Here is a 25,923-nt window from a genome sequence, read left to right on the forward strand (position 1 = left end):
CTCAAAGCGCGGTTTTCTTGGCCTGGAAGACGGCGAGCGAACCGATCGAATTGCCGCCATCGACGGTCAGCGTCGCGCCCGTCACATAGGCGGCAGCATCCGATGCCAGATAGAGCACCGCGGTCGCCGCATCCTCCGGCGCCGATATCCGGCCAAGCGGAATACTGCCGACGACACTGTCGATATGCTCCTGCGTCAGATGGCTGACGTCGCTGCCCGGCGCGAAGCCCGGCTCGACGATATTGACCCGGATGCCGAACTCGGCGAGCTCCAGGGCCAACCCCTTGTTCAAGCGGTCGAGCGCCGTCTTCGAGGTGCAGTAAGGCACCACGGTGCGGCGCATCTTGCGCGCGGCACCGGAGGAAATATTGACGATCGAGCCCTTCACGCCCTTGTCGATCATCTGGCGGGCAACGCCCTGCGACAGCAGGAACGGCGCGCGCAGATTGATATCGAAGATGCGGTCCCAATCCTCGGCGGTCAGGTCGAGCAGGAAGCCCGAGGGATAGATGCCGGCATTGTTGACGAGAACATCCGCCGCTCCCCAGTGCTCGGCGATGACGGAGAGGAGCGATTTGATATCGGCATCGGAGGTCAGGTCCGCCACATGCTGCCGATGGCTCACGCCGATCTCCCGCGCCGCTGAAGCAAGGCGAGCCGGGTCGGCATCGGTCAGCAAAAGCTCGGCGCCGGCCTTGGCAAAGGCCTTGGCGATCCAGCCGCCGAAAATACCGGCCGCACCGGTCACGACCACGCGCTTCCCTTTGAAATCTTGCGAGAAATCGACCATTTTACGCACTCCTTGGGTCGAGGCGATCCCGCAGGAAGTCGCCCAGAACATTGACGGACAAAACGAGAAGGAAAAGCGCCAGCCCCGGCATGACCGAGAGCCACCAGGCATTGGCGACATAGTTTCTGCCGACCGACAGCATCGCCCCCCAGCTTGCGGTCGGCGGCTGAACGCCGAGGCCGAGAAAGGACAATCCCGCCTCGAACAGCACCATCAGCCCGAATTCGAGGGTGGCGACGACCACGAGCGCTCCGGCGATATTCGGCAGGACATGGTGGCGCAGCACGCGCAGCCATCCCGCACCCATGGCACGCGACAGTCTCAGATAGGACATGTTGGCGACGATCAGCGTCTGCGCATAGGCCACGCGCGCATAGCGCGGCCAGCGCGTCAGGGCGAGAACGAGGACGACGTTCTGCAGACCAGGCCCGAGCGTTGCAACGGTGATGATGGCGAGCAGGATCGCGGGGATGGAGAGCACGATGTCGACCAGACGCATGATCACGGTTTCGACCCAGCCGCGATAAAAGGCCGCCAGCATCCCGAAGATGCAGCCGGCAATGCCCGACAGCAGCACCGAGGCGAAGGCGACGAGAAGCGAAACGCGGGCGCCGTAGATCAGGCGGCTGAGCGTATCCCGCCCCAATTCGTCCGAGCCCAGCAGGAAATGCGTCGCGCGGATGGTGAAGCCCGGCGGCTTCAGGCGTCCGAGCAGGTTCTGCGCATTCGGATCGTAGGGAGCGATCAACGGGGCGACTATGGCCGCCAGCACGATGACGGTTAGGACAACAACCGACAGAACCACGGTCAGAGGCGGTTTTCCGGCCAGCCTGCTTGCCTTGGCAAGGACCGCGCTCATGCCGGCCTCCCGCCAAGACGGATGCGAGGATCGATGAGACTGTAGAGCAGATCGGCGACGAGATTGAGCAGGATCGCCGCCGCCGCGCCGATCAGCACGATACCCTGAACGATGGCGAAATCGCGAGCGCTGATCGCCTGTATGGTCAGCTGACCGAGGCCCGGCCAGGCGAAGACCGTCTCTATGATGATCGCCCCGGTCAGGAGGTTGGCGATCTCCAGGGCGGAGATCGTTACGATCGGAACTGCGGCATTGCGCAGGAGATGATGGAAGACGAGCCTAGATGTCGACAGCCCCTTGGAATGGGCCGTTCGAACATAATCCTTGCTCAGCTCGTCGAGTACCGATGTGCGCGTCACACGCGCAAACGTCGCCATCGACAGAAAACCGAGCGCAAAGGATGGCATGAGCAGGCTCGCCAGCCCGCTGGCGCCCGACGGCGGCAGCCAGCGCAGGAAGACCCCGAAGAACATGATGAGCAGGACCGAGGTCCAGAATGTCGGCATGGACTGCCCGATCAAAACGAGACTTATCAGCCAGCGGGCCTCCCAGCGATTGCGGCGCACGGCAAGCACGACGCCAATCGGCACGCCGAACCCCACGGCAACCAGCAGGGCGCCTGCCGCAAGTTCGAGCGTATAAGGTATGCGGCTGGCTATGATCTCCACCACCGGCAGGTTCTGCACATAGGAGCGCCCGAGGTCGAACTGCACCAGACTGGCCAGGAAGTGGAAATATTGGACGTAGAGTGGCCGGTCGAAGCCGAGAGCGGTCCGCATGACCTCGATATCAGCCTGTGTTGCCCCCTGCGGCACCAGCAGCAGCACCGGATCGCCGGTCAGGCGCTGGAGAAAGAAGACGAGCGTTATGACCCCGAACAAGGCGATGAAGGCCTGGATCAAGCGTCTGGCGATAAAGGCGGCCATCCCCTTCTCCTTTCTCCGGCGATCCCTCCCTTCGGAAAGGCGCCGGTGGCGCTAGGCTGGCACTATTCGTGCCAGCTCGCCCGGTTGAGGAAGAAGCTCTCATTGGCCGTCGGCTTCCATTCCAGCCTGTCGGCGACACCGTAAATGACGGCGGCCTGATAGAGAGGCAGGATCGGAACGTCCTTGGCGACGGTCGTTGCGACCTCCTTGTAGGCTTCCAGCCGCTTCTTTTCGTCGAGCGTGTTGCGCGCGCTATTCAGGAGCGTGTCAATGCCTGGGTCCGACACCGCGGAAAACGAGCTGCTGCTCTGCAGAAGCGGAAAGGAGATACCGTCCGCGTCCTGGCAGGCACAGGACCACCGACCGAAGGAAATGACCGGCTGCTTGGTCTTTTCGCTCTGGATGCGCTGCAGATAAGTGGCAAAATCCACCGTCTCGACATTCACCTTGAAACCGACATCGTTGAGCTGCTGCACCAGGGCCTGAACGATGCGTTGATCGAAGGTCGGCGAAGTCAGGAAGGCGATCGGCTGCGCTGCGGCGCTGCCAGCTTTTTCGATGAGCTGCCGCGCCTGCGCCGGATCGAAGGCAAGTCCCTCCACGCCCTCGACATAGCCGGTGTAGTCCGGCGAGGCGAGCTGCGAGACGGGCTTGTCGTAGCCGCCGAGCAGACCATCGACGATCGATTGCTTGTCGACGGCATAGGCGACGGCGCGGCGCAGATTGACATCGTCGAAGGGAGGCTTGGAGGGGTTGAGCTTCAGATAGGCGATGCGTTCCGTCACCGCGGTCAGCACTTTGGTGCCGGCCGCTCCCTGGAGCTGAGCCGCCAGATCCGGATCAAGGGTGACGGCGACATCCGCGCTGCCGGCCTTCAAATCGGCGACCCGGGTGGCGGCGTCCGGCACGGCGCGAAATTCAGCGCTTCGGAAATAGCCCTTCCTGCCCCAATAGGCATCGTTGCGCACGAGAGAAACGGCAACACCGCGCTGCCATTTTTCGAACTTGTACGGACCCGAGCCGACCGGCGACAGATTGAAGGCATCGTCGCCGACAGCCTCGACCACATGTTTCGGCACGATGGAGAGCTTGACGAGCTGCGCCAGCAGAACCGGATAGGGTCCATTGGTGCGAATGGTCACCTCATGCGGTCCGGTCACGGCGGCGGATGCGATCTTATTGAACTGGCTGAGCTGCGGGCTTGCGAATTTCTTGTCGATGATGCGATTGACGCTGAAGACGACATCCTCGGGCGTCAGCTTCTGCCCGTCATGGAAGGTCGCGTCGTCGCGCAATGTGAAGGCGATTTCCGTATCCGACTTATAGGCCCAGGCGGTGGCGATCGCGGGCACGACCTTGCCGTCGTCATCGCGCGTGACGAGCTGATCGAAGATGTTGCGATAGACGAAATAGCTGTCGGGATTCCACTGCTTTTGCGGATCCAGCGACGACGGCTCGCTGACGAGGTCGACGACGATCTTGTCCTTCGCGGCGGCAAAGCCGGAGACCGGCATCATTGCGCCGACCACGACGGCAAGCGCCAAAGCCTTGATTGCTTTCATCTACAGATCCTTTTTCAAAGACGGCCGCTCGCGATCGGAGCGCGCCAAAGGAATTTCGTCATTGGAAGTCGTTTTAAGTTTCTTCTTGCCGCCTCCTGGGGAGGCGAGTTCCGATTTAAGCAGGCAGGCCTGGGTAAAGGCGGCAAAGGCGTCGCAGGCCCCGCTCACCAGACGGGCCGCATCCTTGTTCCGCCCGCCCCTCTTGGCCGAAATGAAAACGGTCCAATCCGTCGGCTTCAGCTGCGTGCCCGCCGATGCCTCGAGGAAATTGAGGTAGTAGTCGGACCTGTCCCAGAGAATTTCCAACCATCCGGCGATCAATGGCGCCTTCAGCCGTGACGCCAGCAAATCCCGTATCTGGCGCTCATAATTCCTTGTGAGCTCAAGCTGCTCACCATACGGCCCGGCGCCGGACGACAGCGCTGCCTGCATGTCGCATAACGCCTCCAGCCGTCCGAAATCATCGGGCAACAGATCGACATCCGCCAAGAGCGGCTCAAGCTGGGCCTTACCTAGCGTAATTTCCCGCAGGCCAATTGCCGTGATCGAAGCCACTCTCCAGCCGCTTCGAGGTTGCGATGAAACGAAACCCTTATGCGACAAGCGGCTCAAGGCGGCGCGAACGATCCCGCGCCCAAGCTTGTAGCTCTTGCAGAGGGCCTGCTCGGACAACCTTTCCCCGGGCGAAAAGCCGCCGGCCTTGATTTCATGCCGAATCTTTTCCTCGGCGATCGCCACCAGATCGGTTGGGCCTTGCGACAGAAATGGGCTTTGACGGTCAAACATAATGTGAAACTAACATCTCAGTTTATAAAACTAAAGTGTCAATTTTACTATTGTTGATCTTTTTTATAGAGAATTTTTGCGCAACGATCGGTCCTGGCCGATTCAAAATTCCGATATCGTGATTGCCGGGCGCCATGCCGCAAGCCTGTTCGCGAGCAGCAACGGGCGCTACCATCCGTTGGGAAAGGCGCGTACGTGCTATGCTGCCGCTGGCAATTGCGGTGAAGGCGCCATTCGTTATAGCCATTTCAATGGCTTGATTTCTCGAGGAGACCCAGCATGGACCGGTTTACGGGAAGCTGTCTGTGCGGCAGCGTCAGGATTGTGGCATCAGGACCCCCATACCGGGTCGGCCTTTGTCACTGTATGGATTGCCGCAAGCATCACGGCGCTCTTTTTCACGCTTCCGCAATATTCCCGCAGGATGCGGTGACGATCGACGGCGAAACACGCGACTATGCCGGGCGGTTTTTCTGCCCCCGCTGCGGCTCGCCGGTTTTCGCACGCAGTGCGGACGAGATCGAGGTCAACCTCGGCTCCCTAGATTCCCCCGACCAGTTAAAGCCTACCTACGAACTCTGGACCATTCGCCGCGAGGCCTGGTTGCCGCCTTTTCCGCTCGCGAGGCGATATGAGCGCGATCGTGACGCCACGAGCCGCTTTGAGGAATAGATCGCGCAAACCAATGGAATCCAGGGCCTCGTTCAAACCTGACGCAACGGCGCGCGGCTCAGTTCGTTGCCGGCGGCGATCGCCTTGCGAAGAAGCCGCATCAATTCTTCCGTCTCATCGTCCGTGAGGCCGCGGACCATAAGCTGCTGCGCAGCCGTCACGGCGGGCGTGATGCCTTCCAGCGTCTTTTTGCCTTCCGGGGTCATCGTCAGCTCGCGGGCGCGGCGATCGCGGCTGCTCGCCTGCCGTTCGATCAGCCCCTTCTGCGCCAGCCTGTCCACCACGCCGGTGATCGTGGTGCGGTCATAGGCGATCAGCCCTGCAAGCGTCACCTGATCGATGCCCGGACTGGTGCTGATCGCCGCGAGCGCCGCATATTGCACCGGCGTCAGGTCATAGCCCGCCGCTTCCGCTTCGGAATGAAACACCGCCACGGCGATCTGCTGGAGCCGGCGGATCAGATGCCCCGGCATGTCATTATTGTCTCTCACCCAAGTCTCCACGCTCGCCGTCATTATTGACAGTATACTGATGATCAGTGTACTGACTAATTACGGCAACTGAAAAATCTGCATTTTCGCATCAGTTTAGACACCGGTTATGCCCGCGTCGAGATGCCCCGCCATCGGCATCGACCCGACCGGTATGGGAGGAGACCATTCATGCAATTTCATCTCAATGGCTTCAGAACCGGCGACCCCGATCTGTCGGAGCCCACATCCGAAGCCGCGTCGCGCACGGACACGCTGCCATCGGAAGTCGACGTGCTGATCGTCGGATGCGGCCCCGCCGGGCTGACGCTCGCAGCCCAGCTTTCCGCCTTTCCGGCCATCAGAACCGCGATCATCGACCAGAAGCACGGCCCGCTCGAGCTCGGACAGGCCGACGGCATTGCCTGTCGCACGCTTGAAATGTTCGAGGCATTCGGCTTCGCGGACAAGGTGCTCAAGGAATCCTACTGGGTCAACGAGACCTCTTTCTGGAAGCCGGGCGATATGAACCGCGAAAGCATCGTCCGCCACGGCCGCATTTTCGATGTCGAGGAAGGGCTGTCGGAAATGCCGCATGTCATCCTCAACCAGGCACGGATACACGACTTCTATCTCGACCTCATGCGCCGCTCGCCGAACCGGCTGGAGCCGCATTACTCCCGCCGCCTCGCCGATCTGCGGATCGATACCGGTGCTTCGGCCGGCAGCCACCCGGTCACCGTCAGACTGGAGCGGACGGACGACGCGCATGAAGGCTTGGTCGAGACCGTGAAAGCCCGTTACGTCGTCGGCTGCGACGGCGCCCGCAGCGCCGTGCGCAAAGCGATCGGCCGGGAACTCCGTGGCGATTCCGCCAATCAGGCCTGGGGCGTCATGGACGTGCTGGCCGTAACCGATTTTCCGGACATCCGCCTCAAGGCGCTGATCCAGTCGGCGAAAGAGGGCAGCATCGTGCTCATTCCGCGCGAAGGCGGCTATCTCGTCCGCATCTATGTCGAACTCGACAAGCTGGCGGCAAATGAGCGCGTCGCCAGCAAGGCCATCACCGTCGACCATCTGATCACCGCGGCACAGCGCGTTCTAAAGCCATACAGCTTCGACGTGAAGCAAGTTGCCTGGTGGTCGGTCTACGAGATCGGCCAGCGGCTCTGCGACAAGTTCGACGACGTGTCGGAAGAGGGTATCGCGACGCGCCTGCCGCATGTCTTCATTGCCGGCGACGCCTGCCACACCCACAGCCCGAAGGCGGGCCAGGGCATGAATGTTTCCATGCAGGACGCCTTCAACCTCGGCTGGAAGCTCGCCGCCGTGCTGGAGGGTCGAGCGCCCGCATCCCTGCTGCACAGCTATTCCGCCGAGCGCCAATCGATCGCCAAGGAGCTGATCGATTTCGACCGAGAATGGGCAAAGATGCTCAGCGCACCCCTCAGATCCGACGCCAATCCGGGCGGCGTCGATCCGACGGAGGTCCAGACCTATTTCATTCGATCCGGGCACTACACCGCCGGCACGGCAACGCGCTACACCCCATCGGCCCTCATCGGCGATGCAGACCATCAGCATCTTGCCACGGGTTTTTCAATCGGCACGCGTTTCCATTCCGCGCCCGTCATCCGCCTTGGCGATGCCAAGACGATGGAACTCGGCCACGCCGCCAGGGCCGACGGACGCTGGCGTCTCTACGCATTTGCCGGAAAAGACGATCGCGCACAATCGGGCTCGCCGCTCTCGGGACTGTGCGACTTCCTGACGAGCGCTGCCTCACCCCTGAGGAAGTTCACCCCCGAGGGCGCAGATATCGACTCCGTCATCGACGTGCGCGCGATCTTCCAGCAGGCCTATCGCGATCTTGCGATGGAGGCGATGCCGGCATTCCTCCTGCCCGCCAAGGGTCGCCTCGGCCTGCGCGATTATGAAAAGATGTTCTGCGCCGACCTCAGGCCCGGCCGGGATATCTTCGACCTGCGTGGCATCGACCGCAGTCAGGGCTGCATGATCATCGTGCGGCCCGACCAATATGTCGCACATATATTGCCCCTCGATGCTCACGCGAGGCTCGCAGCCTTCTTCGACGGCTTCATGATCGCGCAAAACGGGCCGGCGGTTTGATTTGGCGACATTGCCCTTCCGCTACTTTGGCAAGCCATGGCCCTCAAAGACGCCCTTCGCGACTACGGCCGCCGAGAGAGCCGCGGGCCAACCGATATAGAAGGCGAGATGGGTGATGAGCTCCGAGATCTCGGCTTTCGTCACACCCACGGCGGCCGCCTTGGCAAGATACATGCCGAGGAATTCGGTCTGTCCGGTGGCGATCAGCGCGGTCACCGTCGCCAGATTGCGGTCGTGGACGGACAGGTTCGGACGAAGCCAGACTTCGCCATACAGCAGATCGTTGGTGATCTCCACGAGACCGGGAACGATCGCGCCGAAGGTCTCCTGAAGAATGCTCACACGGGCATCGTCGCCGGGCAGCGCCTGTTGCGGCGTCAAGAGTTCCGGCGCGACAGGCGGCAGCTGATCGGCAGCAATGCCGCGCTGCGCGAAGATGTCCTTGAGCACGGCGACTGCGGAGAAGGCAGTCGACCAGCCGGCATAAAAGGCGACCTGCGTGACGATCTCCGAGAGTTCCGCCGGCGTCACGCCAGTGGCAAGGGCGGTGTTGAAATAATGGGCAAAGCCGATCGTGCGTTCGCCTGCAACCAGAGCCGAGACGGTGATGATGCTACGGTCCCGCGCGGAGAGTGCTGACCGCTTCCACAATCCGTTGACAATGGCGTCTTCGGTATATTTCGCAAGCGCGGGCGCAACGGCACGCACGTCATCGATCGTAATCGCTTCCATATCGGTCTCCATCGGTCGAGGTTAGGCTGCCGCAGGCCGAAAGCGCAGCGCGATCTCGGCAACGCGCTGGCCGAGATAGGCGGCGGTCTTCAGATCGCTTTGGTTCGGGGTCTGATCCGCACCCTGATCGTTGTTGGACTGCGCCATGGCGCCGAGCCAGCTTCCGTGCCGGTTCAAGTCCTCGACGCTGCCGGTGCTGCTGCTGTTGCCGGGCATGAGGTCGAGACCGACCCAGATCATGCCCTGCTGGGCGGCAAACAGCGCCATGGAGATCAGGGAATTGAGCTTGTCGCCGTGCTGGGCACCGGAATTGGTGAAGCCGGCCGCCAGTTTGTTACGCCACTTCTGTTCGAACCAGGCGGTCCGGGTCGAGGCTTCCATGAATTGCTTGAAGCGGGCGCTGATGAGGCCATTGTAGGTCGGCGCCCCGAAGATGATCGCGTCGCTGGCTTCCAGCGTTGCCCATGGAATGTCGCCATCGGCGACGGCAACGAGCCTGACATCGGCACCCGGTACACGTCCTGCTCCCTCGGCAACGAGTTGAGCAACCTTGGCGGTATGGCCGTAGCCACTGTCGTAAACGATGGAAATCAGCATGTCTGACAATCCTGCTGCGCCAGTATCAGGCGCCTGAAGGTGAAAAGGGGGCCGCGTCGAGGCGACCACTTCGATTGCCCCGCAGCGGCGCTTCCGGCGGCTTGGCTCCAGGAGACTTGCAAAGCAGGCTTCATATACTGTAGAATTTCATGCGTTAGTGATGATATTATTTCCCATGACTTGAGCGTCTGGCGCTACAATAGGATGATCATGCGTGACAGGCTGGAAGGGGTTGCGGTCTTTGTCGAAACGGTGGAGGCCGGTGGCTTTTCGCGGGCCGCGGAGCGTCTGGCGCTCTCCCGTTCCGCCGTCGGCAAGGCGGTCGCCCGATTGGAAACGCGGCTTGGGGTGCGGCTTTTTCATCGAACCACCCGTGTCCAGACGCTGACCGAGGAGGGGCAGGCCTATTATGAGCGGTGCCAGCGCGCGCTCGAGGAGCTACGGGCGGGGGAAAACCTCCTGGAAGCCGGACGCACGGACGTCGTCGGCCAGCTGCGCATCTCCATGCCCGTCTTGTTTGGCCATCATTGCGTCGCGCCCCTCCTGCTCGACCTCGCAAAGCAGCATCCCAGACTCGAGCTCGATCTTCGCTTCAGCGATCTGGTCGTCGACGTGATTGGCGAAGGCTTCGATCTTGCCATTCGCAACGGGCCGACGCCGGAGGGCAGCGGCCTGCGCATGCGCAAACTTCTCAGCCAGAAGAAAGTCGTCTGCGCCGCCCCCGCCTACCTCGCCGAACGAGGACGGCCGGACAGCATTGCCGATCTTGCCGCACATGACGCATTGGTCTACTGGCGCAACAACCAGCTATATCCCTGGCAATTGCGCGACGCGGAAGGACGACAGCGGGATTGCGTCCTGAAATGGCGCCTGCGGTTCGACAATCTCGAAACCATCGTCGACGCCGCTGTCGCGGGCATGGGGATCGCCTGGCTGCCCGACTGGCTGGTGCGCGAGCATCTGCGCGATGGACGCCTCGTCACTTTGCTCGACGAATATCCCTCGACATCGCTGGACACGTTCGCCGTCTGGCCGGACACACAGCATTTGCCGAAACGCCTGCGCCTGACCATCGATACGCTGGTGTCAAACCTTCCGAGCGCCGTTCACCTCTGATTGCGAGATGGGCTGGCAAGCGGGTTCCGATCGGGCATTATCGCCGATTGATGAATATCCCTCATAATTACATGCGGATTTACATGGCTAGTTGGCCATGGACAGCCGATCTATATCTCCTCTCGACGGATCGACGCGAAGTCCCATTGGCGAAATAGCCGCCTGATGAAGGCTCCCGCCGCGGTGAAACGGTCCGGGGCGCACAAATCGCCGTCCACGCAAAATTTCAATTCCATCGACATGCCGGGACGCCGTCGCCACGGCCGGCATCCCGGCATGAGACATCACGAGGTAATATCCAGATGCTGCTAGAATTCTCTTCGGCAAGCGATACCGATGCCGATCGCGCACCGGCCTGGGGTGGCGTCTTTGCGCTGTCGCTGGGCGCCTTCGCATTGATCGCCTCCGAATTCATGCCGGTCAGCCTGCTGACGCCGATCGCATCCGACCTGCAGATCACCGAGGGTCAGGCCGGCCAGGCGATCTCGGTGTCCGGCGCGTTCGCGGTTCTGACGAGCCTGTTCATATCCGCCGTTGCCGGCCAGCTCGATCGCAAGCTGCTGTTGCTGATGCTGACCGGCCTGATGATCGTCTCCGGAACGATCGTGGCGCTTGCTCCCAACTATGAAATCTTCATGCTCGGCCGCGCATTGATCGGCGTCGTCATCGGCGGCTTCTGGTCGATGTCGGCCGCGATCGCAATGCGGCTCGTGCGGGACGATCAGGTGCCGCGGGCTCTGGCGATCCTGAACGGCGGCAATGCGCTTGCCACCGTGGTTGCCGCACCGCTCGGAAGCCTGCTCGGCGGTCTCATCGGATGGCGCGGCGCCTTCTTCTTCGTGGTTCCCGTCGCAGCCATCGTTTTCGCCTGGCAGCTGATCAGCCTTCCATCGCTGAAAACCGCAACTCGCACAAGCGGAGCCGGCGTCTTCAAGGTGTTGGCGCGACCCGTCGTCGCCTTGGGCATGGCGGCCGTCAGCATATTCTTCATGGGTCAGTTCGCGCTGTTCACCTATTTGCGGCCGTTTCTCGAGACGGTGGAGCATGTCGACGTCTCCACGCTGTCGCTCCTGCTGCTGATGATGGGCGTGACCGGCTTCATCGGCACGTCGCTCATCGGACGCTTCGTGCAGGGCGGTCTCTACCGCACGCTGATCATCATCCCGGCGCTGATGGCGCTTATCGCGGCGGCGCTCATTCTGTTGGGCGGCGGTATCGCAATGACCGCGATATTGCTCGGCCTCTGGGGACTGTTCGCCACCTCGGCGCCGGTCGGCTGGTGGACCTGGGTGGCCAGAACATTGCCTGACGATGCCGAGGCAGGCGGCGGCCTGATGGTCGCGGTCGTCCAGCTCGCCATCACCTTCGGCGCGATCGTCGGCGGCCTGCTGTTCGACACGAGCGGATACGTCGCGACCTTCGGCGTCAGCGCGGTACTGTTGCTCGTCGCAGCCTTGCTGGCGCTCCTGACGGCACGCAGCCGGCAACCGCAGACCGCTTGAGGTGCCGTGCCGGAAGTGCCGCCAGCCTATTCATGAGCAGCCCTCATAACGACGAGCGAAATCAGCGGTCTAATTCCCCCGGCCCGGTCGAATTACATGAGCAACTCAACGAACCAGATATGGAGACGGATGATGAACGACACCCAAAAGCCTGTCGAAGCGAACGACGAAAACAACGTCGATATCGATCGGCGCAACCTCCTGAAACTGACCGGCGCCAGTGTTGCCGCGCTGGGCGCGATGTCCATCCTCGACCTTCCCTTTGCAAAGGCACAAGACATGTCCAATGGTGCAGATAATTTCTACACGAGCGACCGGGTGACGCTCGAAAAGGTCACCTTCAAAAATCAGTACCAGCAAAATGTCGCAGGCAATCTCTTCCTGCCCAAAAACCTCGACCGGAATGCTCGCAACGCGGCGATCGTCGTCGGTCACCCGATGGGTGCCGTGAAGGAGCAGAGCGCCAACCTCTACGCCACGAAAATGGCCGAGCAAGGCTTCGCCGCCATGTCGATCGATCTCCCCTTCTGGGGCGAAAGCGAAGGCGAGCCGCGCAACATGGTCTCGCCCGAACACTACGCCGAGGCCTTCAGCGCCGCCGTCGATTTTCTCGGCACCCGCCCCTTCATCGATCGCGAGCGCATCGGCGGCATCGGTGTGTGCGGCAGCGGCAGCTTCATCATCAGCGCCGCCAAGATCGATCCGCGGCTCAAGGCGATCGCGACGGTCAGCATGTACGACATGGGCGCCGCCAACCGCGATGCGCTCAACAAGTCGCTATCGGTCGAACAGCGCAAGCAGATCATCGCCGCGGCGGCGCAGAAGCGCTATGCCGAGTTCGAAGGAGGCCCGATCGACGTTGCCGGCGGCACGGATCTCGTCCTGACGGCGGATACCAATCCGATCCAGCGCGAGTTCTTCGATTTCTACCGCACGCCGCGCGGTGAGGTCACGCCGGCAGGCGCCTCCGACCAGAGGACGACGAAGCCGACGGTCACCAGCAATGTCAAGTTCATGAACTTCTACCCGTTCAACGACATCGAAACGATCTCTCCGCGTCCGATGCTGTTCATCTCCGGCGACAAGGCCCACTCGCGCGAATTCAGCGAAGATGCCTACAAGCGCGCAGCCGAGCCGAAGGAACTTGTCTGGGTCGCGGGTGCCGGTCACGTCGATCTTTATGATCGTGTCGATCTGATCCCCTTCGACAAGCTGACCAACTTCTTCAGCCAGCATCTCGCATCCGCATAAGCTTCCCGGCGACGGGTCGCCTGTGACATGAAAACGACCTGGAGAGCCCTTCTGGGCTCTCCAGCAGAATGCAGCGATCGCACCTGGTCTCGCCCACTCGCCATTGCCGCAGCCACGCATGGTTTTTTCCGCCCAGATGAGGGCGCGGGCTTGTAATGGTCTGACCTTCGCAAATGTGATCTCGTCGTGATGATGTCGTGAGCGGACGCCGCCTCCCGTCACTATTCCAATCATCGACTTTCCAGTATAACGACCGGCATAGCATGAGAAGGATTCATGAGTGCCGCGCGAGAACATTAACGACCTGTTGGCTTTTGTGGCCGTGGCACGCGAACGCAGCTTCACGAGAGCCGCCGCCAAGTTGGGCGTATCGCAATCCGCCCTGAGCCATACAATTCGCCAGCTCGAGGCGCGGCTGGGCGTACGGCTGCTGAGCCGCACGACGCGAGCCGTCACGCCCACCGAACCCGGCGAGCGCCTGCTGGAGGGCATCGCGCCGCATTTCGACGAGATCGAGGTTCAGGTTGACGCGCTCAACGCCCTGCGCGACAAGCCGGCCGGGACCATCCGCATCACGGCCGCCGACTATGCCATCAAATATGTGCTATGGCCCAAGCTGCGGAAATTCCTCCCTCAGTATCCCGATATCAAAGTCGAACTCGTCCTCGACAACGGGCTCACGGATATCGTGACCGAGCGCTACGACGCGGGTGTGCGAATGGGCGAGCATCTCGCCAAGGACATGATATCCGCCCGGATCGGTCCCGACTTTTGCCTCGCCGTGGTCGGTTCGCCGTCCTACTTTGCGAGCCGCCCGGAACCACACCACCCCAAGGATCTTGTCGGCCACGCCTGCATCAACTTCCGCTTTCCAAGTTCCGGCGGCCTCTATGTCTGGGAATTCGAAGAGGATGGCCGCGAGCTCCGGATTCGCGTCGACGGCCAGGTTAACTTCAACAACAGCTTCGACATCTTACAAGCCGCACTGGACGGCTTCGGTCTCGCCTATATTCCGGAAGAGATCATCTTGCCCTATGTCAAGGAAGGGCGCCTGGTGCGGACGCTGCGGAAATTTTCACCCCACTGGGACGGCTATCACCTTTACTATCCGAGCCGCCGGCAGTCCTCACCCGCCTTTATTGCGGTGCTCGACGCATTGCGTCATCGCGAATAGAGGGCGCCCTCTGGGCGAACTATGCACGCTTTGCCTTCTTCAATGCGTCTTGTTCCGCGATGGCGCCATCCTGTTTCGCCGCCGGCGAGGCTGTCGAGCGCCGCTTGCGCCACGACACCATGCCATAATGCGTGACGATGGCGGGAAGACTGACAACGCCAGCCCAATGCCCGAAGAAGGGTGTTACCGACGCGGTGAAATCCCAAAAATCGAGACTGTAACTGAAGGTAAGTTTTGCCCACACGCCGAGCACTGCAAAACTCCGGATGCCGAAGCCGGCAACGGCAAGGGTAAGGATGCGAAGCAACAGCGTTCGCATCGCATTTTCCGGGGCAAGCCCCAGGGCCGAACGAACCAAAGCCATCACGCGGCTCCAATGCAGGCCCAGATGGACCCCGACGATCATCATCACCCAATAGGCCGCGAACCAATGAATGTCGCGCAGATAAATACTGTCCGGAATCGGAAGAGCTGCAAACACCGATCTTGAGATCACGATGCTCGTCAGCAACAGGACAAGCATGTTGGCGATCAGCAGCAGATGGAGCACGACCGTGATCGCGCGGCGCATGTCGTAGCGCCCCTTCAGCAGGTTCTTGAACCAGAACCGGTTCACGGCAATGTGCCAGGCGAGCAAGATAAACAGGGCTGTCCCGAATATCTCATGCGGGAGGTTGTCGAGCCACCAGTAGGCGAGCGAGAACAGCAGCAGCAGTGCCATGGCTGCGGGCAGCGCAAGGCGGGTCGCGAAGGCGGACCTCACGTCGGCGGGCTCCCGTCGAAGCTGAGCGCATCGCCGAAGGTGAACATGAACTGCCGCTCGCGGCGCGATCGCTGGTGGCACGCATAGCATTGGGCGATGTTCTCGTCGGCCTTGATCGACTGATCCGGCCAGAACCACTGGTATTGCCAGTCGTCGATGCCCTCTCCCATCTTTTGGGCAACGAGATAGCGGGTCAGAACATCGCTCTGATAATCGACGAGGACCACATGCGTGCCGACCGGAACCGGCCGACCGGCCTTGATGGCGTCGAGCGCGGCCCGGCTGGTGAGCATGTGCTCCCTCGTCACCCCGCGGCGAACCGTTGTGTAATGTTCCAGCTGGCCAAGCGGCGGGAACGTCACCCCGTTTGCCGCGGCAATAGCGGGCGTCGGTCCAGTTCCTTCGGGCGACAATAGATAGCCGGCGGCGAACACGGCCACCCCCATCGACAACACCAACCCGAACCGCCGAACAAACCTTGTCGCTTCCATGCGTATCCTTTCAGCACGACCGTCTCGAAAGGCTCGATCGGACAGCCTGTTCATCCTCTTTGTGTTCCGCCTCGCTATTCATCGAGAAATTGCGCTGCGCGACCGGCGGGGTTTGGCGCCAACGGCCTTGCAAACCCTGCTCTATCCACTTCGAGCGGAGACAGGACACAGGCATAGCAGATCACCCAATGGGCAATTAGTAGGGTTTGCGCGCTTGCCGCTATGAAACGGATTCATCAATCCGAACTTGGAGGCGTGGCCAGTGACGAAACCCAACCGGACACATCGCGTCGCGATTTGCGCGGCTTCCACAACGGCCACCATGTTTTTATGAGCTATGCTCATGAAAGCATGCTTGAATTGCCATCTAAACAGGACGTCGGAAAGCTGAGATAAACGAGGATGCGAAGCTTGTCCTGCCCCTGCAACGAAAGGGTTATTCGCCATGCGCCCCTACATCATCTGCCATATGATCACCTCGATTGACGGCCGGCTTCATCCGAGCCGGTTTACCGCGGCTGCCGCGGGCATTTCCACCGACGCCTTGCGGGGGCACTATGAGACGGTGGCCGATCAGTTCGAGGCGGAGGGCTGGATCGTTGGCCGGATGACGATGAGCGAAATGGCCAAAGGACAGGAACGGACCGTAAGCGCGGTCACACCGATAGAACGCACTCCCTATGTCGCCAATCGCAATGGCCGCAATCTCGCGATTGCGATCGATCCATCCGGGCGCCTGCATTACGGGCGAGACAATATCGGCGGTGATCACATCGTCGCCGTTCTCGGCGAGCAGGTCTCGGACGCCTATCTGTCGGAGCTGTGGGAGGATGGTGTTTCCTATGTTTTCGCCGGACCAAAGGGAGACGACCTCTCCTTGGCCATGGCGCAGCTCGCATCCGTCTTCGGCGTCAAGAAACTGCTGCTGGAGGGAGGCGGCAGGATCAATGGTTCCTTTCTTCGCCAGCGGCTGATCGATGAATTCAGCACCTTGATCTATCCCGGTATCGATGGCCTTGCCGGGACGCCGAGCATCGTCGACTGGGATGGTGGCGATGACGATCAGCGCCCCGGCGCCGGCCAGGCGCTTCGCCTTATTGCCTGTGAAACTCTGGAAGGCGGAATGGTCTGGCTACGGCATGCGGTCGAGCCTGCTCCAGCGGTGTAGCGGTCTCCGGCTACGCCGTACCACTATGCTCTCTCGCTCAAAAGCCTCGCCTTTAGCGGGAACTTGCCACGAGTGAGCAACGGTTCGATACCGTTGTCGAGGCGGCCGAGCCGGATCAGTCCTGGCGAATAGCGATAGCGCGCATAATAGAAAACAAGATTGCCCCATGGAGCGTAGTAGCAAAGGTCACCAATCGCCTCATTGTCGAACGCGATGCTGTTTTGCCCGGTGAGCTTTCTCGGCAAATAAGCGATCTTCTCATTGTTGGAATAGTCTTCGATGGTGAAATTAAGAGGCATCATCGAGACGAGGTCTTGGGCTGACGGATTGTCATGGAGGCTTGCCGCAAAGACAAAATCAGCAAAGGAAAATTCAATTCTCATCTTCGAACTCCGAACTTTCGGCGCTATCGGCTGCGTCTGAGCCTGAACAGGTCCCGGCACGACGCTCGTCAACGCCATCGCAATCAGGCTCCGGCGTGTCGGATTGCTTCCGGCTTTCATCGCGCCCCCTCATATTGATTGCGGACCGCAAGCGAGCGGCATCGCGGCCTGTCTTCAGCTGCGAGACCATAACAGGATGAACCGGACTGCATTAGGTCGCCGAGACCGCATGCAGTCATGAGGGGACCTCATCAATATTTCCTGTCAGACTGCAAATTTCAGCGGCACGGCGCTTGCTCAGATCGACATCACCACGGAAGGAGAATGCGTGGGCGCACATCGAATACGCCAGCATGTCATGCCGGCTTTCATTGGTACGTTTTGCCGTTACTATCGGCAGCTCAATATGAGAAGGTTCATGAATGTCGCGGGAAAATGTCAATGACCTGGTCGCGTTCCTCGCGGTCGCGCGGGAGCGCAGTTTCACCAGGGCGGCTGCGAAAATCGGCATATCCCAGTCCGCACTCAGTCACACCCTTCGACAGCTGGAAGCTAGGCTCGGTGTCCGCCTCCTGACACGCACGACGCGCGCGGTGTCGCCGACGGAGGCAGGCGAACGCTTGCTAGAGGGCGTGGGACCGCTCTTTGACGAGATCGAGATACAGGTCGACGCCCTGAGCGCACTACGCGACAAGCCGGCGGGAACGATCCGCATCACGACGTCCGACCATCCCCTCAGATGCATCCTTTGGCCAAAGCTCACATCCTTCCTGCGACAATACCCGGATGTGAATGTCGAGATGATTTTCGACAACAGCCTCAAAGACATCGTTCAGGATCGCCTGGATGCCGGCATCCGATTGGGCGAGCAGGTCGCAAAAGACATGATCTCAGTGCGGATCAGTCCAGACATCCGTTTCGCTGTCGTGGGAGCCCCTTCATATTTTATCGGCAGGACCGAACCCCAGCGCCCCGAAGACCTGGTGCAGCATTGCTGCATCAACCTGCGGCTTCCGACTTATGGCGGCCTCTGGGCATGGGAGTTTGAGGAGGATGGTCGCGAGATCAAAGTCCGCGTCGAAGGCCAGGTCACGTTTAACAACATCTACGATATCCGCGATGCCGCGATTGACGGATTTGGCCTTGCCTATGTTCCCGAAGACATCGCCGCGCCCGACATCACCGATGGAAGGTTGAAGCGGGTGCTCGAACCATTCTGCCCCTATTGGGAAGGATATCACATCTACTACCCAAGCCGCAGGCAGTCGTCGCCAGCCTTTGTGGCGTTGATCGACGCACTGCGCCATCGCCACTAGATTCCGGCGCCGTCGCCTCCTCCATGCACGGAGCGGAAGAGACAACGGCAATCGATGCGACCCTACTCGGTCTGGGCCGTCGGCCGGAACAGGATCTCGCTCACGTCGACATCATCGGGCTGCGAGATCGCGAAGGAAACCATCCGCGCGAAGGAGTCGTCTGAGATGGCAACCCTATCGACGAAATCCTTGACATTGTTGAAGACGTCCTTCTCGCTGATCTGATGCAGCAGTTCAGTGGCGACGGCGCCTGGAGAGATGACGGTCGTTCGCAGATTGTACGGCTTTACCTCCTGGCGCAGCCCTTCGGAAATAGCGCGCACCGCCCATTTGGTGGCGCAATAGACGCTGGCTCCGGGCGACACTATGTGTCCATAAACGGAAGAAACATTGATGATGTGGCCTGACTTTCTGGCCTGCATGTGCGGGAGAACGGCGGCGATCCCATAGAGCACACCCTTGATGTTGACGTCGATCATCTTGTCCCATTCATCGACCTTGAGACGCTCATAAGGCGCAAGCGGCATCAGGCCGGCATTGTTGAGCATCACGTCGATACGACCGAACAGATCAATCGCGCTGTCGGCCAATTTCCTCAGATCGTCGCGCTTCGTGACGTCGGTGGCGACGGCGAGAGCCTTGCCTCCCGCGCTCCGAATGTCTTCGGCGAGCGCCTCAAGCCGGTCCGCACGGCGGGCGCCGAGCACCACTTTCGCTCCCTCGCTGGCGAGACGGCGAGCTGCCGCAGCCCCAAGTCCCGAACTCGCCCCGGTGATCACCACGACCTTGTTTTCAATACCCTGCGTCATGTTTCAGTCCTATGCTTGTGAATCAGATTTGCGGCTCGGCGAACCAGGTGCCGATGCGTGACCATGTCGCGATCAGGCGGCGACCCCGAGCGGAGGAGCTTTCGCCATTCGCGGCCAGAAACGCCGTTTTCCCGGAGATTCAAAGTCAGGCGGCCAGCACCCGTCCCGTCTCCATGCCGAGTTCGAACAGGTTAGCAGCGGTCTCGACCTATGATTAGATAGGTCAGTCGGCAAAACGTTATGAGGATGATTCATGAATGGGACTATGGACGTCCGGATCACGTCATGCCGGAGCGGCGCGAGGGAGCGCAAGTCGAAAGACCGTCGGGCGACCAGGAGCCGATCTGCACAGGCATGGGCGTGCAGCGTTTAACCCTTTCGCGATTTACGCCCGCGTGTGGCCTTGGGTGCGACGCTGCTTCCATATGTCTGCCACCATAGGGTCAGTGCCTCCATTGTCGGCCCGAGCCCGCGTGCCTTTGGCGTGATCTCATATTCGACCCGAGGCGGAACCTCCGCAAAGACGGTGCGTGACACCAGACCGTCCGCCTCCAGCTCGCGAAGCTGCGCGGTCAGCATGTGCTGCGTGATGCCGGGGATCGCCTTTCGCAGCTCGCCGAAGCGATAGACCCGCTGATTGAGCAACCACATGATTTCCAGCTTCCACTTGCCCGAGAGTAGCGCGAATGCACGGCGCATCTCCTCATGCATGTTGATCGCTTCATCGGCCATGGTCTGGTTTTCCATACTAACCACGAGTTTTTCATCCTACTTGTTAATATCGATCTTAGTGGACATTTTCAATGCAGACTGCAGGCCGGCAGATGAAAACCGCCCCTCGGTCCTAACGACAAGATTGATCAAAGAGGGTTGCCGCCGATGCGGCAACAGGAAGACCATATGGCCACGATATACACATACTGGATCAGCACGATGCTGCTGTGCCTGCTTTATCTGACCTCCGCCTATATCTACGCAACAAAAGGAACCTGGACCCGTCAGGCCCTCGCCGATCTCGGCTATCCGGCCTATCTCGTCCCTGTAATGATCGCCGTGAAAATCCTGGGCGTGGCGGCAATCCTGTCACGCTTCAAGGTGGCCGCGAGTGATCTCGCCTATGCCGGCATCTTCTATCACCTGCTGCTATCCGGCCTGGCGCATCTCGGTGTGCGCAAGCCGAGAAGCGCCCTGCCAGCAGTCGTGGGGCTGACATTGCTGACCGCCTCTTTCCTCACGCAAAACGCCGCTCGCGAAACGCCATCGCCCTATGTGCCGGCGATGACGTTTCAGCCCGGCCAAGCCTCAAAACTCTGACAGCATGGAGATGAACATGGGTAGACTCGACGGAAAAGTTGCCATTGTAACCGGTGCTGGCCGCGGTATCGGCCGCGCCACCGCCAAACTATTCGCATCGGAAGGAGCGAAGGTCGCCGTGGTTTCGCTGACGGCTGCGAATGTGGACAAGGTCGTTGCCGATATCATCGCTGACGGCGGCACCGCGCTTGGTATCGTCTGCGATGTTTCCGATCCCGATCAGATCAAGGATGCAGTGGCGAAAGTGGTGGCTGCCTATGGCGGGATCGATATCCTTGTCAACAATGCCTTCGACCCGTCCGTGGTCCAGTCGTCGATCAACGATCTTTCGGTCGAGCAATTGCAACGCAATTTCGACATGGGGCCCATCGCTTACCTGCGGACGATGCAGGCATGCTATCCCAGCCTCAAGGCAAGCGGGAACGGACGCGTCATCAATTTCGCCTCGCTGGCCGGCGTTCTCGGCATGGTGCCCTATGGTCCCTACGACATGGCGAAGGAGGCGGTGCGCGCTTTGACAAGGGTAGCCGCCCGCGAATGGGGCGCCGACAAGATCACCGTGAACAACGTCCTGCCGGTTGCCAACACCTGGGGTGGAGACGCTCCCCCGGCAACAAATGCTTTGGGCCGGCACGGATCGGCGGAAGACGACGTGGCGCCCGTCGTCCTGTTTCTGGCCAGCAAGGATGCCCAGTATATGACCGGTTACAGCCTCACCCCCGACGGCGGTTCGATCATCGATAGCGCACGGTAGAGTATCATGGCGGCGGAAGCGATCTTCCGCCGCCTCTTTCGATTACCGCATCTGCAGGATGATAGGGCTGCTGCTTGCGGGATCGGTATGGTCGCGCAGAGCCCGAACCTCTTCAGAGCCGACGGGTCCGCCGTGGTTTCCCCATGTCGTTCGGACATAGGAAAGGACATCGGCGATCTGTTCGTCGGAAAGCTGCTCGCGGAAGGGCGGCATGCGGTAGGCATCGGGGATTCCCGCCGTGACGACGCGGCCAGATCCGTTCAGCGTCACATTGATCTGCGAGGCGTTTTCCTTTGCCAATGACGAGGCGGCGCCGGCCAGCGGCGGTATCCACTGGTTGCGGCCCTTCCCGTCATTGCCATGACAGAAGCTGCATTTGGCCGCAAAGGTCTGCGCGCCGGCCGCGTTGGCACGATCGGCAGACGACGCGCTGACCAATGTCGCCGGCTGATATTGCCATGGCGTGCCATCGCTTGCGGGGTCTCCCGGCAGCGATTTCAGATAATGGCTGATGGCGCGCAGATCGTCATCCGTCATGAACTGCGTGGAATTGTTGTAGGCCTCGGTCATCGAGCCGAAGACGACGGCGTGCTGGTTGCGGCCGCTCTTCAGGAACTGATAGATATCCTCCTCGCTCCAGCGGCCAAGCCCGGTATTGTGATCCTGGCGAAGGCTCGGCGCATACCAGCCATCGAGGAGCGCGCCGGCGAGATAGAGCGGACTGCTTTCGTCCAGGGCCTTTTCGTTCATGGTCAGGCTGCGCGGGGTGTGACAGCTGCCACAGTGCCCCGCTGCCTGCACGAGGTAGGCACCGCGGTTCCACACCGCATCTTGCGATGCCTTCTCGACATAGGTGCCCTTGTCGGTGAAGACTACATTCCACAGGGCCAGCGGCCACCGCATGTTCAGCGGCCATCTTATGTCGGAATCCCTGTTCGCTTGATTGACGGGCGCCACCCCGGCCGTGAAGAAGGCATAGAGCGCGCGAATGTCATCATCATTCATCTTCACGTAGGAGGGATATGGCATGGCCGGATAGAGCCGGCGTCCGTCGGGCGCGACGCCATGGCGAACCGCGCGGTCGAAATCGGCCAGGGTATAATTGCCGATACCGGTCTGCTTGTCGGGCGTTATGTTCGTCGCGAAGATCGAGCCCAGCGGCGTTCCCATTTCCAGACCGCCAGCAAAGGGCTTGCCGTTCGGCACGCTATGACAGGCAACGCAGTCAGCCTGGCGCGCGACATATTCGCCGCGCTGCACAAGCTCGGACGACGGCGCTTGCGCAGCGCCTGTCTGGTCGAAGGGAGAAGACGGCTTGTGCGTGACAAACCACGTCAAGCCGCCGGCGACGACGATGACGATCAGGAGCAGAACCAGGAGCGCTTTCTTCAAGGACAATCCATCCCGTTTGTTCGGTGTCTTTTGGCTTTGATACGCATAGCGTCATGGACGCCCTGCCTCATTCGGCTCCCAACGCCTCTCGCGGTTCGAGGCGATGGGAAGCGGGCGAAGCAGGACGGCCTAGCTTTCAAAGGTGTATTGCGAAAGCGGCATGCTGCGGATTCGCTGTCCCGTCAGGGTAGAGACCGCATTGGCAACGGCAGGAGGAATGGCGGGAAGTCCCGGCTCCCCGATGCCGCCCATCTGCGCGCCGCTTTCGACGATACGCGTATGCACGCGCGCCATTCGATCGGGCGGCAGGATGGGGTAGAGATCGTAATTGCGCGCGACCGGCTCGCCATTCTTGTAAACGGCCTCCTCCATCAGCACCTGGGAGAGACCGAGCGCCGTCGCCGAATTGATCTGGGCCTCGATGATCGCCGGATTGACGATGCTGCCGGGATCGATCGCTTCCCAGACATCGTGAACCACGACCTCACCCTTTCGGATCGAGACCTCGGCGATGGCGGCCGTGTGGCTGCCGAAGGGGGACGCCATCGCCACGCCCCGCGCCCGGCGCGAACCGTCGTCGGCCGTGAACGGCCCCCGCTTCCAGCCGCCGGAAAGATCCGCGACCGCCTTGAGCAGATTGGTGAGCCGCTCATTGCCCTCAAGGAGCCGCAGGCGCAGTTCGTACGGGTCCTGTTTTCCCTTGTCCGCCAACTCGTCAAGGAAGGACTCGTAGAGGAAATCGTTCATGGAATTGCCGACGGATCGCCAGTAGGCCAGCATTGTCGGGTTTTCCACGTAGATCTGTGCGATGCGGCGGTTGGGAATGGCATAGGCCTTGCCCGTCAGCCCCTCGACCGCCGTATCGTCGATTTTCTCGGCGTTATGGCCGGAAATCCCTTCGGTCGGCCCTTCACAAACAGTGATCGCCTCAAGCGCGATCGGCATGCCCTTGTCGTCGAGCGCCCCCCGGAAGCGAACCGCCGCCATCGGGCGCAGCGGATCACGCAGGAATTCCTCTTCGCGGGTCCAGATCACCTTGACCGGCCGGCCGACATCCTTGGCGAGCTGGATGGCCTGGGGAAAGGGATTGGCTGCCGCATAGAGGAAATGGCGGCCGAAGAAGCCACCCAGCAACGGGCTGTGAATATTGACCTTCGAGGGGTCGAGGCCGGCAAGCTTGGCGATCACGGCCTGGAACATTTCCGGTGCCTGGTTGGGCATCCACAGATCAAGCGTCCCGTCATCGTTGAACCGCGCCAGCGTCGATGGCGGCTCCAGCTGCGCGTGATGCACATATTGGCTGTGATAGGTGGCGGACACGATGGTCTTGGCGCTCGCCAGAACGCCCGCCGCATCGCCTTCCTTCTCCGCATCCTTGCCTTCCCCAGCCTCGGTGGCGAGGCGCTGGCTGAAGGCGGCGGTGGAAAAATCGGCGGGCATGTTGCGCGCACCCGGTATGAGCGGTTGCGCACCCGGTTCGGCCCAATCGACCTGAAGCGCCTCGACCGCGCGCTTGGCATTCCACCATCTCTCCGCGACAACCGCGACAGCGCCGGGCAACCGGTGGACCGAATGCACGCCGGTCATGGCCTTCACTTCGGCTTCGTTGCGAATATTGCCGACGGACAGCCCCAGGCGCGGCGCATGCTGAACGGCGGCGTGCAGCATGCCGTCGACCTTGCAATCGATGGCATAGACGGCCCTGCCGGTCGACTTGTCGAGAACATCGAGCCGCTTCACCGGCTTGCCGATCCAGCGGAACTGGCTGCGATCCTTCAGCGAAACGCTTTCTGGAGCCGGCACGGGAAGGCCCATCGCAATCGTGGCGACATCGCCATAGGCCAGCTTGCGGCCGGATGCGGCATGGATGACCTCGCCCGGTTCGGTGGTCAGCTCGCCAACCGGAACGTTCAGGCGCGTTGCCGCCGCCTCCAGGATCATCGCCCGCGCCAGCGCCCCCAGCCGGCGCATCGTCTCATAGCTCATGCGCACGGACATGCTGCCGCCGGTGATGCGCATCTTGCCGCCGATGACCAGATAGTCCGGGCCCGTCGGCGCGTTTTCGACGATGAACGAAGCGGGGTCCATGTCGAGCTCTTCGCCGACGATCTGCGCCATGGCCGTAAAGACGCCCTGCCCGCCTTCGACGAAGGGGCTCATGAAGCGCACGGTGTTGTCGGGCCGAATCTCGAGAAACGCGGGAACCCGCGTGCCCGGCGCCATGGCGGCCGCCTGTTGGGCGCGCGCCGAGCCGACTGGTATGCCGAAACCAAGCACCAGGGCGCCCGCCGTCGTTCCCACAGCGCCGAGGAGAAAGCCCCGGCGGGAAATGTTGACTGGCGCGCCGTTGGGAAATTCGCCTTCCAAAGCGAGTTTGCGGTCGATCTCGTTCATAGCGTTTGTACCTTCTGGCCAGAGAGGTCCTGGACGGCGGCCTTGATCGAATTATACGTCCCGCAACGACAGAGGTTGATCATCGCCGCCGCGATATCCTCTTCGGACGGTTTGGCCGTCTGCTTGAGCAGCGCCGTCGCCGCCATGACCTGGCCCGACTGGCAGTAACCACATTGGGGAACCTGGTGCTCCACCCAGGCGGCAACCACCTTTTTGCCGATCGGGTCATCCTCGATGGCTTCGATCGTGGTGATATGTCGGCCCACCACGCTCTCCACCGGCGTCACGCAGGATCGCACGATCTCACCATCGACAAGCACGGAACAGGCGCCGCATTGCGCCAGACCGCAGCCATATTTGGTACCGGTCAGCCCGAGTTCATCCCGGATCACCCATAGAAGCGGCGTGTCGTCCCCGGACTCGACCTGATAGGTTTGATTGTTGATTTGAAGTTTCATGGCCCTTCCTCGAGATTGGACACGACGGTGAACGCAAACGTTATATTAGCAGCAGCGATCCAATTTATGTGATCAATTATCGGTCACCACGAAAGCTCACCCGAACTGGGCCGG

Annotated in this window: 26 protein-coding genes; 10 read left to right on the forward strand and 16 right to left on the reverse strand. The window is 61.1% G+C overall.

Annotated features, from left to right (window positions below):
- Position 1: 1 nt before the first annotated feature.
- From FHX11_RS17365 to FHX11_RS17385, 5 genes are all read right to left on the reverse strand, one after another.
- The gene (locus tag FHX11_RS17365) at positions 2 to 790 is read right to left on the reverse strand and encodes an SDR family NAD(P)-dependent oxidoreductase (protein ID WP_184358909.1); all 789 of its coding nucleotides are present in this window, start codon (positions 788 to 790) and stop codon (positions 2 to 4) included.
- A gap of 1 nt (position 791) precedes the next feature.
- Positions 792 to 1,649, reverse strand: a complete 858-nt coding sequence (locus FHX11_RS17370; RefSeq protein WP_184358910.1) for an ABC transporter permease — start codon at positions 1,647 to 1,649, stop codon at positions 792 to 794.
- Positions 1,646 to 2,575, reverse strand: coding sequence for an ABC transporter permease (locus FHX11_RS17375; RefSeq protein ID WP_184358911.1), 930 nt, complete (start codon positions 2,573 to 2,575; stop codon positions 1,646 to 1,648). The genes FHX11_RS17370 and FHX11_RS17375 overlap by 4 nt, the downstream gene beginning before the upstream one ends.
- A 62-nt stretch (positions 2,576 to 2,637) precedes the next feature.
- On the reverse strand, positions 2,638 to 4,137 hold the full coding sequence (locus FHX11_RS17380; RefSeq protein ID WP_184358912.1) for an ABC transporter substrate-binding protein: 1,500 nt from the start codon (positions 4,135 to 4,137) through the stop codon (positions 2,638 to 2,640).
- Positions 4,138 to 4,923, reverse strand: coding sequence for a GntR family transcriptional regulator (locus FHX11_RS17385; protein WP_184358913.1), 786 nt, complete (start codon positions 4,921 to 4,923; stop codon positions 4,138 to 4,140).
- Positions 4,924 to 5,202: 279 nt separating this feature from the next.
- On the opposite strand from FHX11_RS17385, the gene FHX11_RS17390 reads away from it, so the two are divergent.
- Positions 5,203 to 5,595 carry a GFA family protein gene (locus FHX11_RS17390; protein ID WP_184358914.1) on the forward strand — a complete coding sequence of 131 codons (393 nt, stop codon included), beginning with the start codon at positions 5,203 to 5,205 and terminating at the stop codon, positions 5,593 to 5,595.
- Between the two features lie 32 nt (positions 5,596 to 5,627).
- On the opposite strand, the gene FHX11_RS17395 is transcribed toward FHX11_RS17390, so the two are convergent.
- Positions 5,628 to 6,086, reverse strand: a complete 459-nt coding sequence (locus FHX11_RS17395; protein ID WP_184358915.1) for a MarR family transcriptional regulator — start codon at positions 6,084 to 6,086, stop codon at positions 5,628 to 5,630.
- 171 nt (positions 6,087 to 6,257) lie between these two features.
- Here FHX11_RS17395 and FHX11_RS17400 point away from each other — a divergent pair, with 171 nt between their 5' ends.
- A complete protein-coding gene (locus FHX11_RS17400; RefSeq protein ID WP_184358916.1) occupies positions 6,258 to 8,195 on the forward strand; it encodes an FAD-binding monooxygenase in 1,938 nt (645 codons plus the stop codon).
- 21 nt (positions 8,196 to 8,216) lie between these two features.
- Here the strand turns inward: FHX11_RS17400 and FHX11_RS17405 are convergent, their stop codons facing one another.
- Both FHX11_RS17405 and FHX11_RS17410 read right to left on the reverse strand, forming a co-directional pair.
- Positions 8,217 to 8,927 carry a carboxymuconolactone decarboxylase family protein gene (locus tag FHX11_RS17405; RefSeq protein ID WP_210292496.1) on the reverse strand — a complete coding sequence of 237 codons (711 nt, stop codon included), beginning with the start codon at positions 8,925 to 8,927 and terminating at the stop codon, positions 8,217 to 8,219.
- A gap of 21 nt (positions 8,928 to 8,948) precedes the next feature.
- On the reverse strand, positions 8,949 to 9,524 hold the full coding sequence (locus tag FHX11_RS17410; RefSeq protein ID WP_184358918.1) for a flavodoxin family protein: 576 nt from the start codon (positions 9,522 to 9,524) through the stop codon (positions 8,949 to 8,951).
- Positions 9,525 to 9,734: 210 nt separating this feature from the next.
- Here FHX11_RS17410 and FHX11_RS17415 point away from each other — a divergent pair, with 210 nt between their 5' ends.
- From FHX11_RS17415 to FHX11_RS17430, 4 genes are all read left to right on the forward strand, one after another.
- Positions 9,735 to 10,640 carry a LysR family transcriptional regulator gene (locus FHX11_RS17415; protein ID WP_184358919.1) on the forward strand — a complete coding sequence of 302 codons (906 nt, stop codon included), beginning with the start codon at positions 9,735 to 9,737 and terminating at the stop codon, positions 10,638 to 10,640.
- A 302-nt stretch (positions 10,641 to 10,942) separates the two neighbouring features.
- Positions 10,943 to 12,142 (forward strand): MFS transporter, encoded by a 1,200-nt coding sequence (locus FHX11_RS17420; protein ID WP_184358920.1) that lies wholly within the window; start codon positions 10,943 to 10,945, stop codon positions 12,140 to 12,142.
- A 132-nt stretch (positions 12,143 to 12,274) separates the two neighbouring features.
- A complete protein-coding gene (locus FHX11_RS17425; RefSeq protein ID WP_210292497.1) occupies positions 12,275 to 13,393 on the forward strand; it encodes an alpha/beta hydrolase in 1,119 nt (372 codons plus the stop codon).
- A gap of 280 nt (positions 13,394 to 13,673) precedes the next feature.
- The gene (locus FHX11_RS17430) at positions 13,674 to 14,567 is read left to right on the forward strand and encodes a LysR family transcriptional regulator (RefSeq protein ID WP_184358922.1); all 894 of its coding nucleotides are present in this window, start codon (positions 13,674 to 13,676) and stop codon (positions 14,565 to 14,567) included.
- Positions 14,568 to 14,586: 19 nt separating this feature from the next.
- Here the strand turns inward: FHX11_RS17430 and FHX11_RS17435 are convergent, their stop codons facing one another.
- Both FHX11_RS17435 and FHX11_RS17440 read right to left on the reverse strand, forming a co-directional pair.
- Positions 14,587 to 15,330, reverse strand: a complete 744-nt coding sequence (locus FHX11_RS17435) for a DUF4405 domain-containing protein (RefSeq protein WP_348649713.1) — start codon at positions 15,328 to 15,330, stop codon at positions 14,587 to 14,589.
- The gene (locus FHX11_RS17440; protein WP_184358923.1) at positions 15,327 to 15,776 is read right to left on the reverse strand and encodes a hypothetical protein; all 450 of its coding nucleotides are present in this window, start codon (positions 15,774 to 15,776) and stop codon (positions 15,327 to 15,329) included. Before FHX11_RS17440 ends, FHX11_RS17435 begins: the two co-directional genes overlap by 4 nt.
- A gap of 490 nt (positions 15,777 to 16,266) precedes the next feature.
- Here FHX11_RS17440 and FHX11_RS17445 point away from each other — a divergent pair, with 490 nt between their 5' ends.
- Positions 16,267 to 16,989, forward strand: coding sequence for a dihydrofolate reductase family protein (locus FHX11_RS17445; protein ID WP_184358924.1), 723 nt, complete (start codon positions 16,267 to 16,269; stop codon positions 16,987 to 16,989).
- 23 nt (positions 16,990 to 17,012) lie between these two features.
- On the opposite strand, the gene FHX11_RS17450 is transcribed toward FHX11_RS17445, so the two are convergent.
- The gene (locus FHX11_RS17450) at positions 17,013 to 17,492 is read right to left on the reverse strand and encodes a cyclophilin-like fold protein (protein WP_246781054.1); all 480 of its coding nucleotides are present in this window, start codon (positions 17,490 to 17,492) and stop codon (positions 17,013 to 17,015) included.
- Between the two features lie 302 nt (positions 17,493 to 17,794).
- Here FHX11_RS17450 and FHX11_RS17455 point away from each other — a divergent pair, with 302 nt between their 5' ends.
- Positions 17,795 to 18,688 (forward strand): LysR family transcriptional regulator, encoded by an 894-nt coding sequence (locus tag FHX11_RS17455; protein WP_184358925.1) that lies wholly within the window; start codon positions 17,795 to 17,797, stop codon positions 18,686 to 18,688.
- Between the two features lie 62 nt (positions 18,689 to 18,750).
- On the opposite strand, the gene FHX11_RS17460 is transcribed toward FHX11_RS17455, so the two are convergent.
- Positions 18,751 to 19,497 (reverse strand): SDR family oxidoreductase, encoded by a 747-nt coding sequence (locus FHX11_RS17460; RefSeq protein ID WP_184358926.1) that lies wholly within the window; start codon positions 19,495 to 19,497, stop codon positions 18,751 to 18,753.
- Positions 19,498 to 19,866: 369 nt separating this feature from the next.
- Positions 19,867 to 20,244, reverse strand: coding sequence for a helix-turn-helix domain-containing protein (locus FHX11_RS17465; protein ID WP_184359414.1), 378 nt, complete (start codon positions 20,242 to 20,244; stop codon positions 19,867 to 19,869).
- A gap of 153 nt (positions 20,245 to 20,397) precedes the next feature.
- On the opposite strand from FHX11_RS17465, the gene FHX11_RS17470 reads away from it, so the two are divergent.
- Positions 20,398 to 20,811 carry a DoxX family protein gene (locus tag FHX11_RS17470; RefSeq protein ID WP_184358927.1) on the forward strand — a complete coding sequence of 138 codons (414 nt, stop codon included), beginning with the start codon at positions 20,398 to 20,400 and terminating at the stop codon, positions 20,809 to 20,811.
- Between the two features lie 16 nt (positions 20,812 to 20,827).
- On the forward strand, positions 20,828 to 21,565 hold the full coding sequence (locus tag FHX11_RS17475) for an SDR family oxidoreductase (RefSeq protein ID WP_184358928.1): 738 nt from the start codon (positions 20,828 to 20,830) through the stop codon (positions 21,563 to 21,565).
- A gap of 42 nt (positions 21,566 to 21,607) precedes the next feature.
- On the opposite strand, the gene FHX11_RS17480 is transcribed toward FHX11_RS17475, so the two are convergent.
- From FHX11_RS17480 to FHX11_RS17490, 3 genes are all read right to left on the reverse strand, one after another.
- Positions 21,608 to 22,957, reverse strand: a complete 1,350-nt coding sequence (locus tag FHX11_RS17480) for a cytochrome c (protein ID WP_184358929.1) — start codon at positions 22,955 to 22,957, stop codon at positions 21,608 to 21,610.
- A 129-nt stretch (positions 22,958 to 23,086) separates the two neighbouring features.
- Positions 23,087 to 25,351: a xanthine dehydrogenase family protein molybdopterin-binding subunit gene (locus FHX11_RS17485; protein ID WP_184358930.1), complete on the reverse strand. Its 2,265-nt coding sequence runs from the start codon at positions 25,349 to 25,351 to the stop codon at positions 23,087 to 23,089.
- Positions 25,348 to 25,809 carry a (2Fe-2S)-binding protein gene (locus FHX11_RS17490; RefSeq protein WP_184358931.1) on the reverse strand — a complete coding sequence of 154 codons (462 nt, stop codon included), beginning with the start codon at positions 25,807 to 25,809 and terminating at the stop codon, positions 25,348 to 25,350. Before FHX11_RS17490 ends, FHX11_RS17485 begins: the two co-directional genes overlap by 4 nt.
- Between the last annotated feature and the right edge of the window lie 114 nt (positions 25,810 to 25,923).

The organism is Rhizobium sp. BK602 (genome assembly GCF_014195095.1).
GTDB lineage: Bacteria > Pseudomonadota > Alphaproteobacteria > Rhizobiales > Rhizobiaceae > Rhizobium.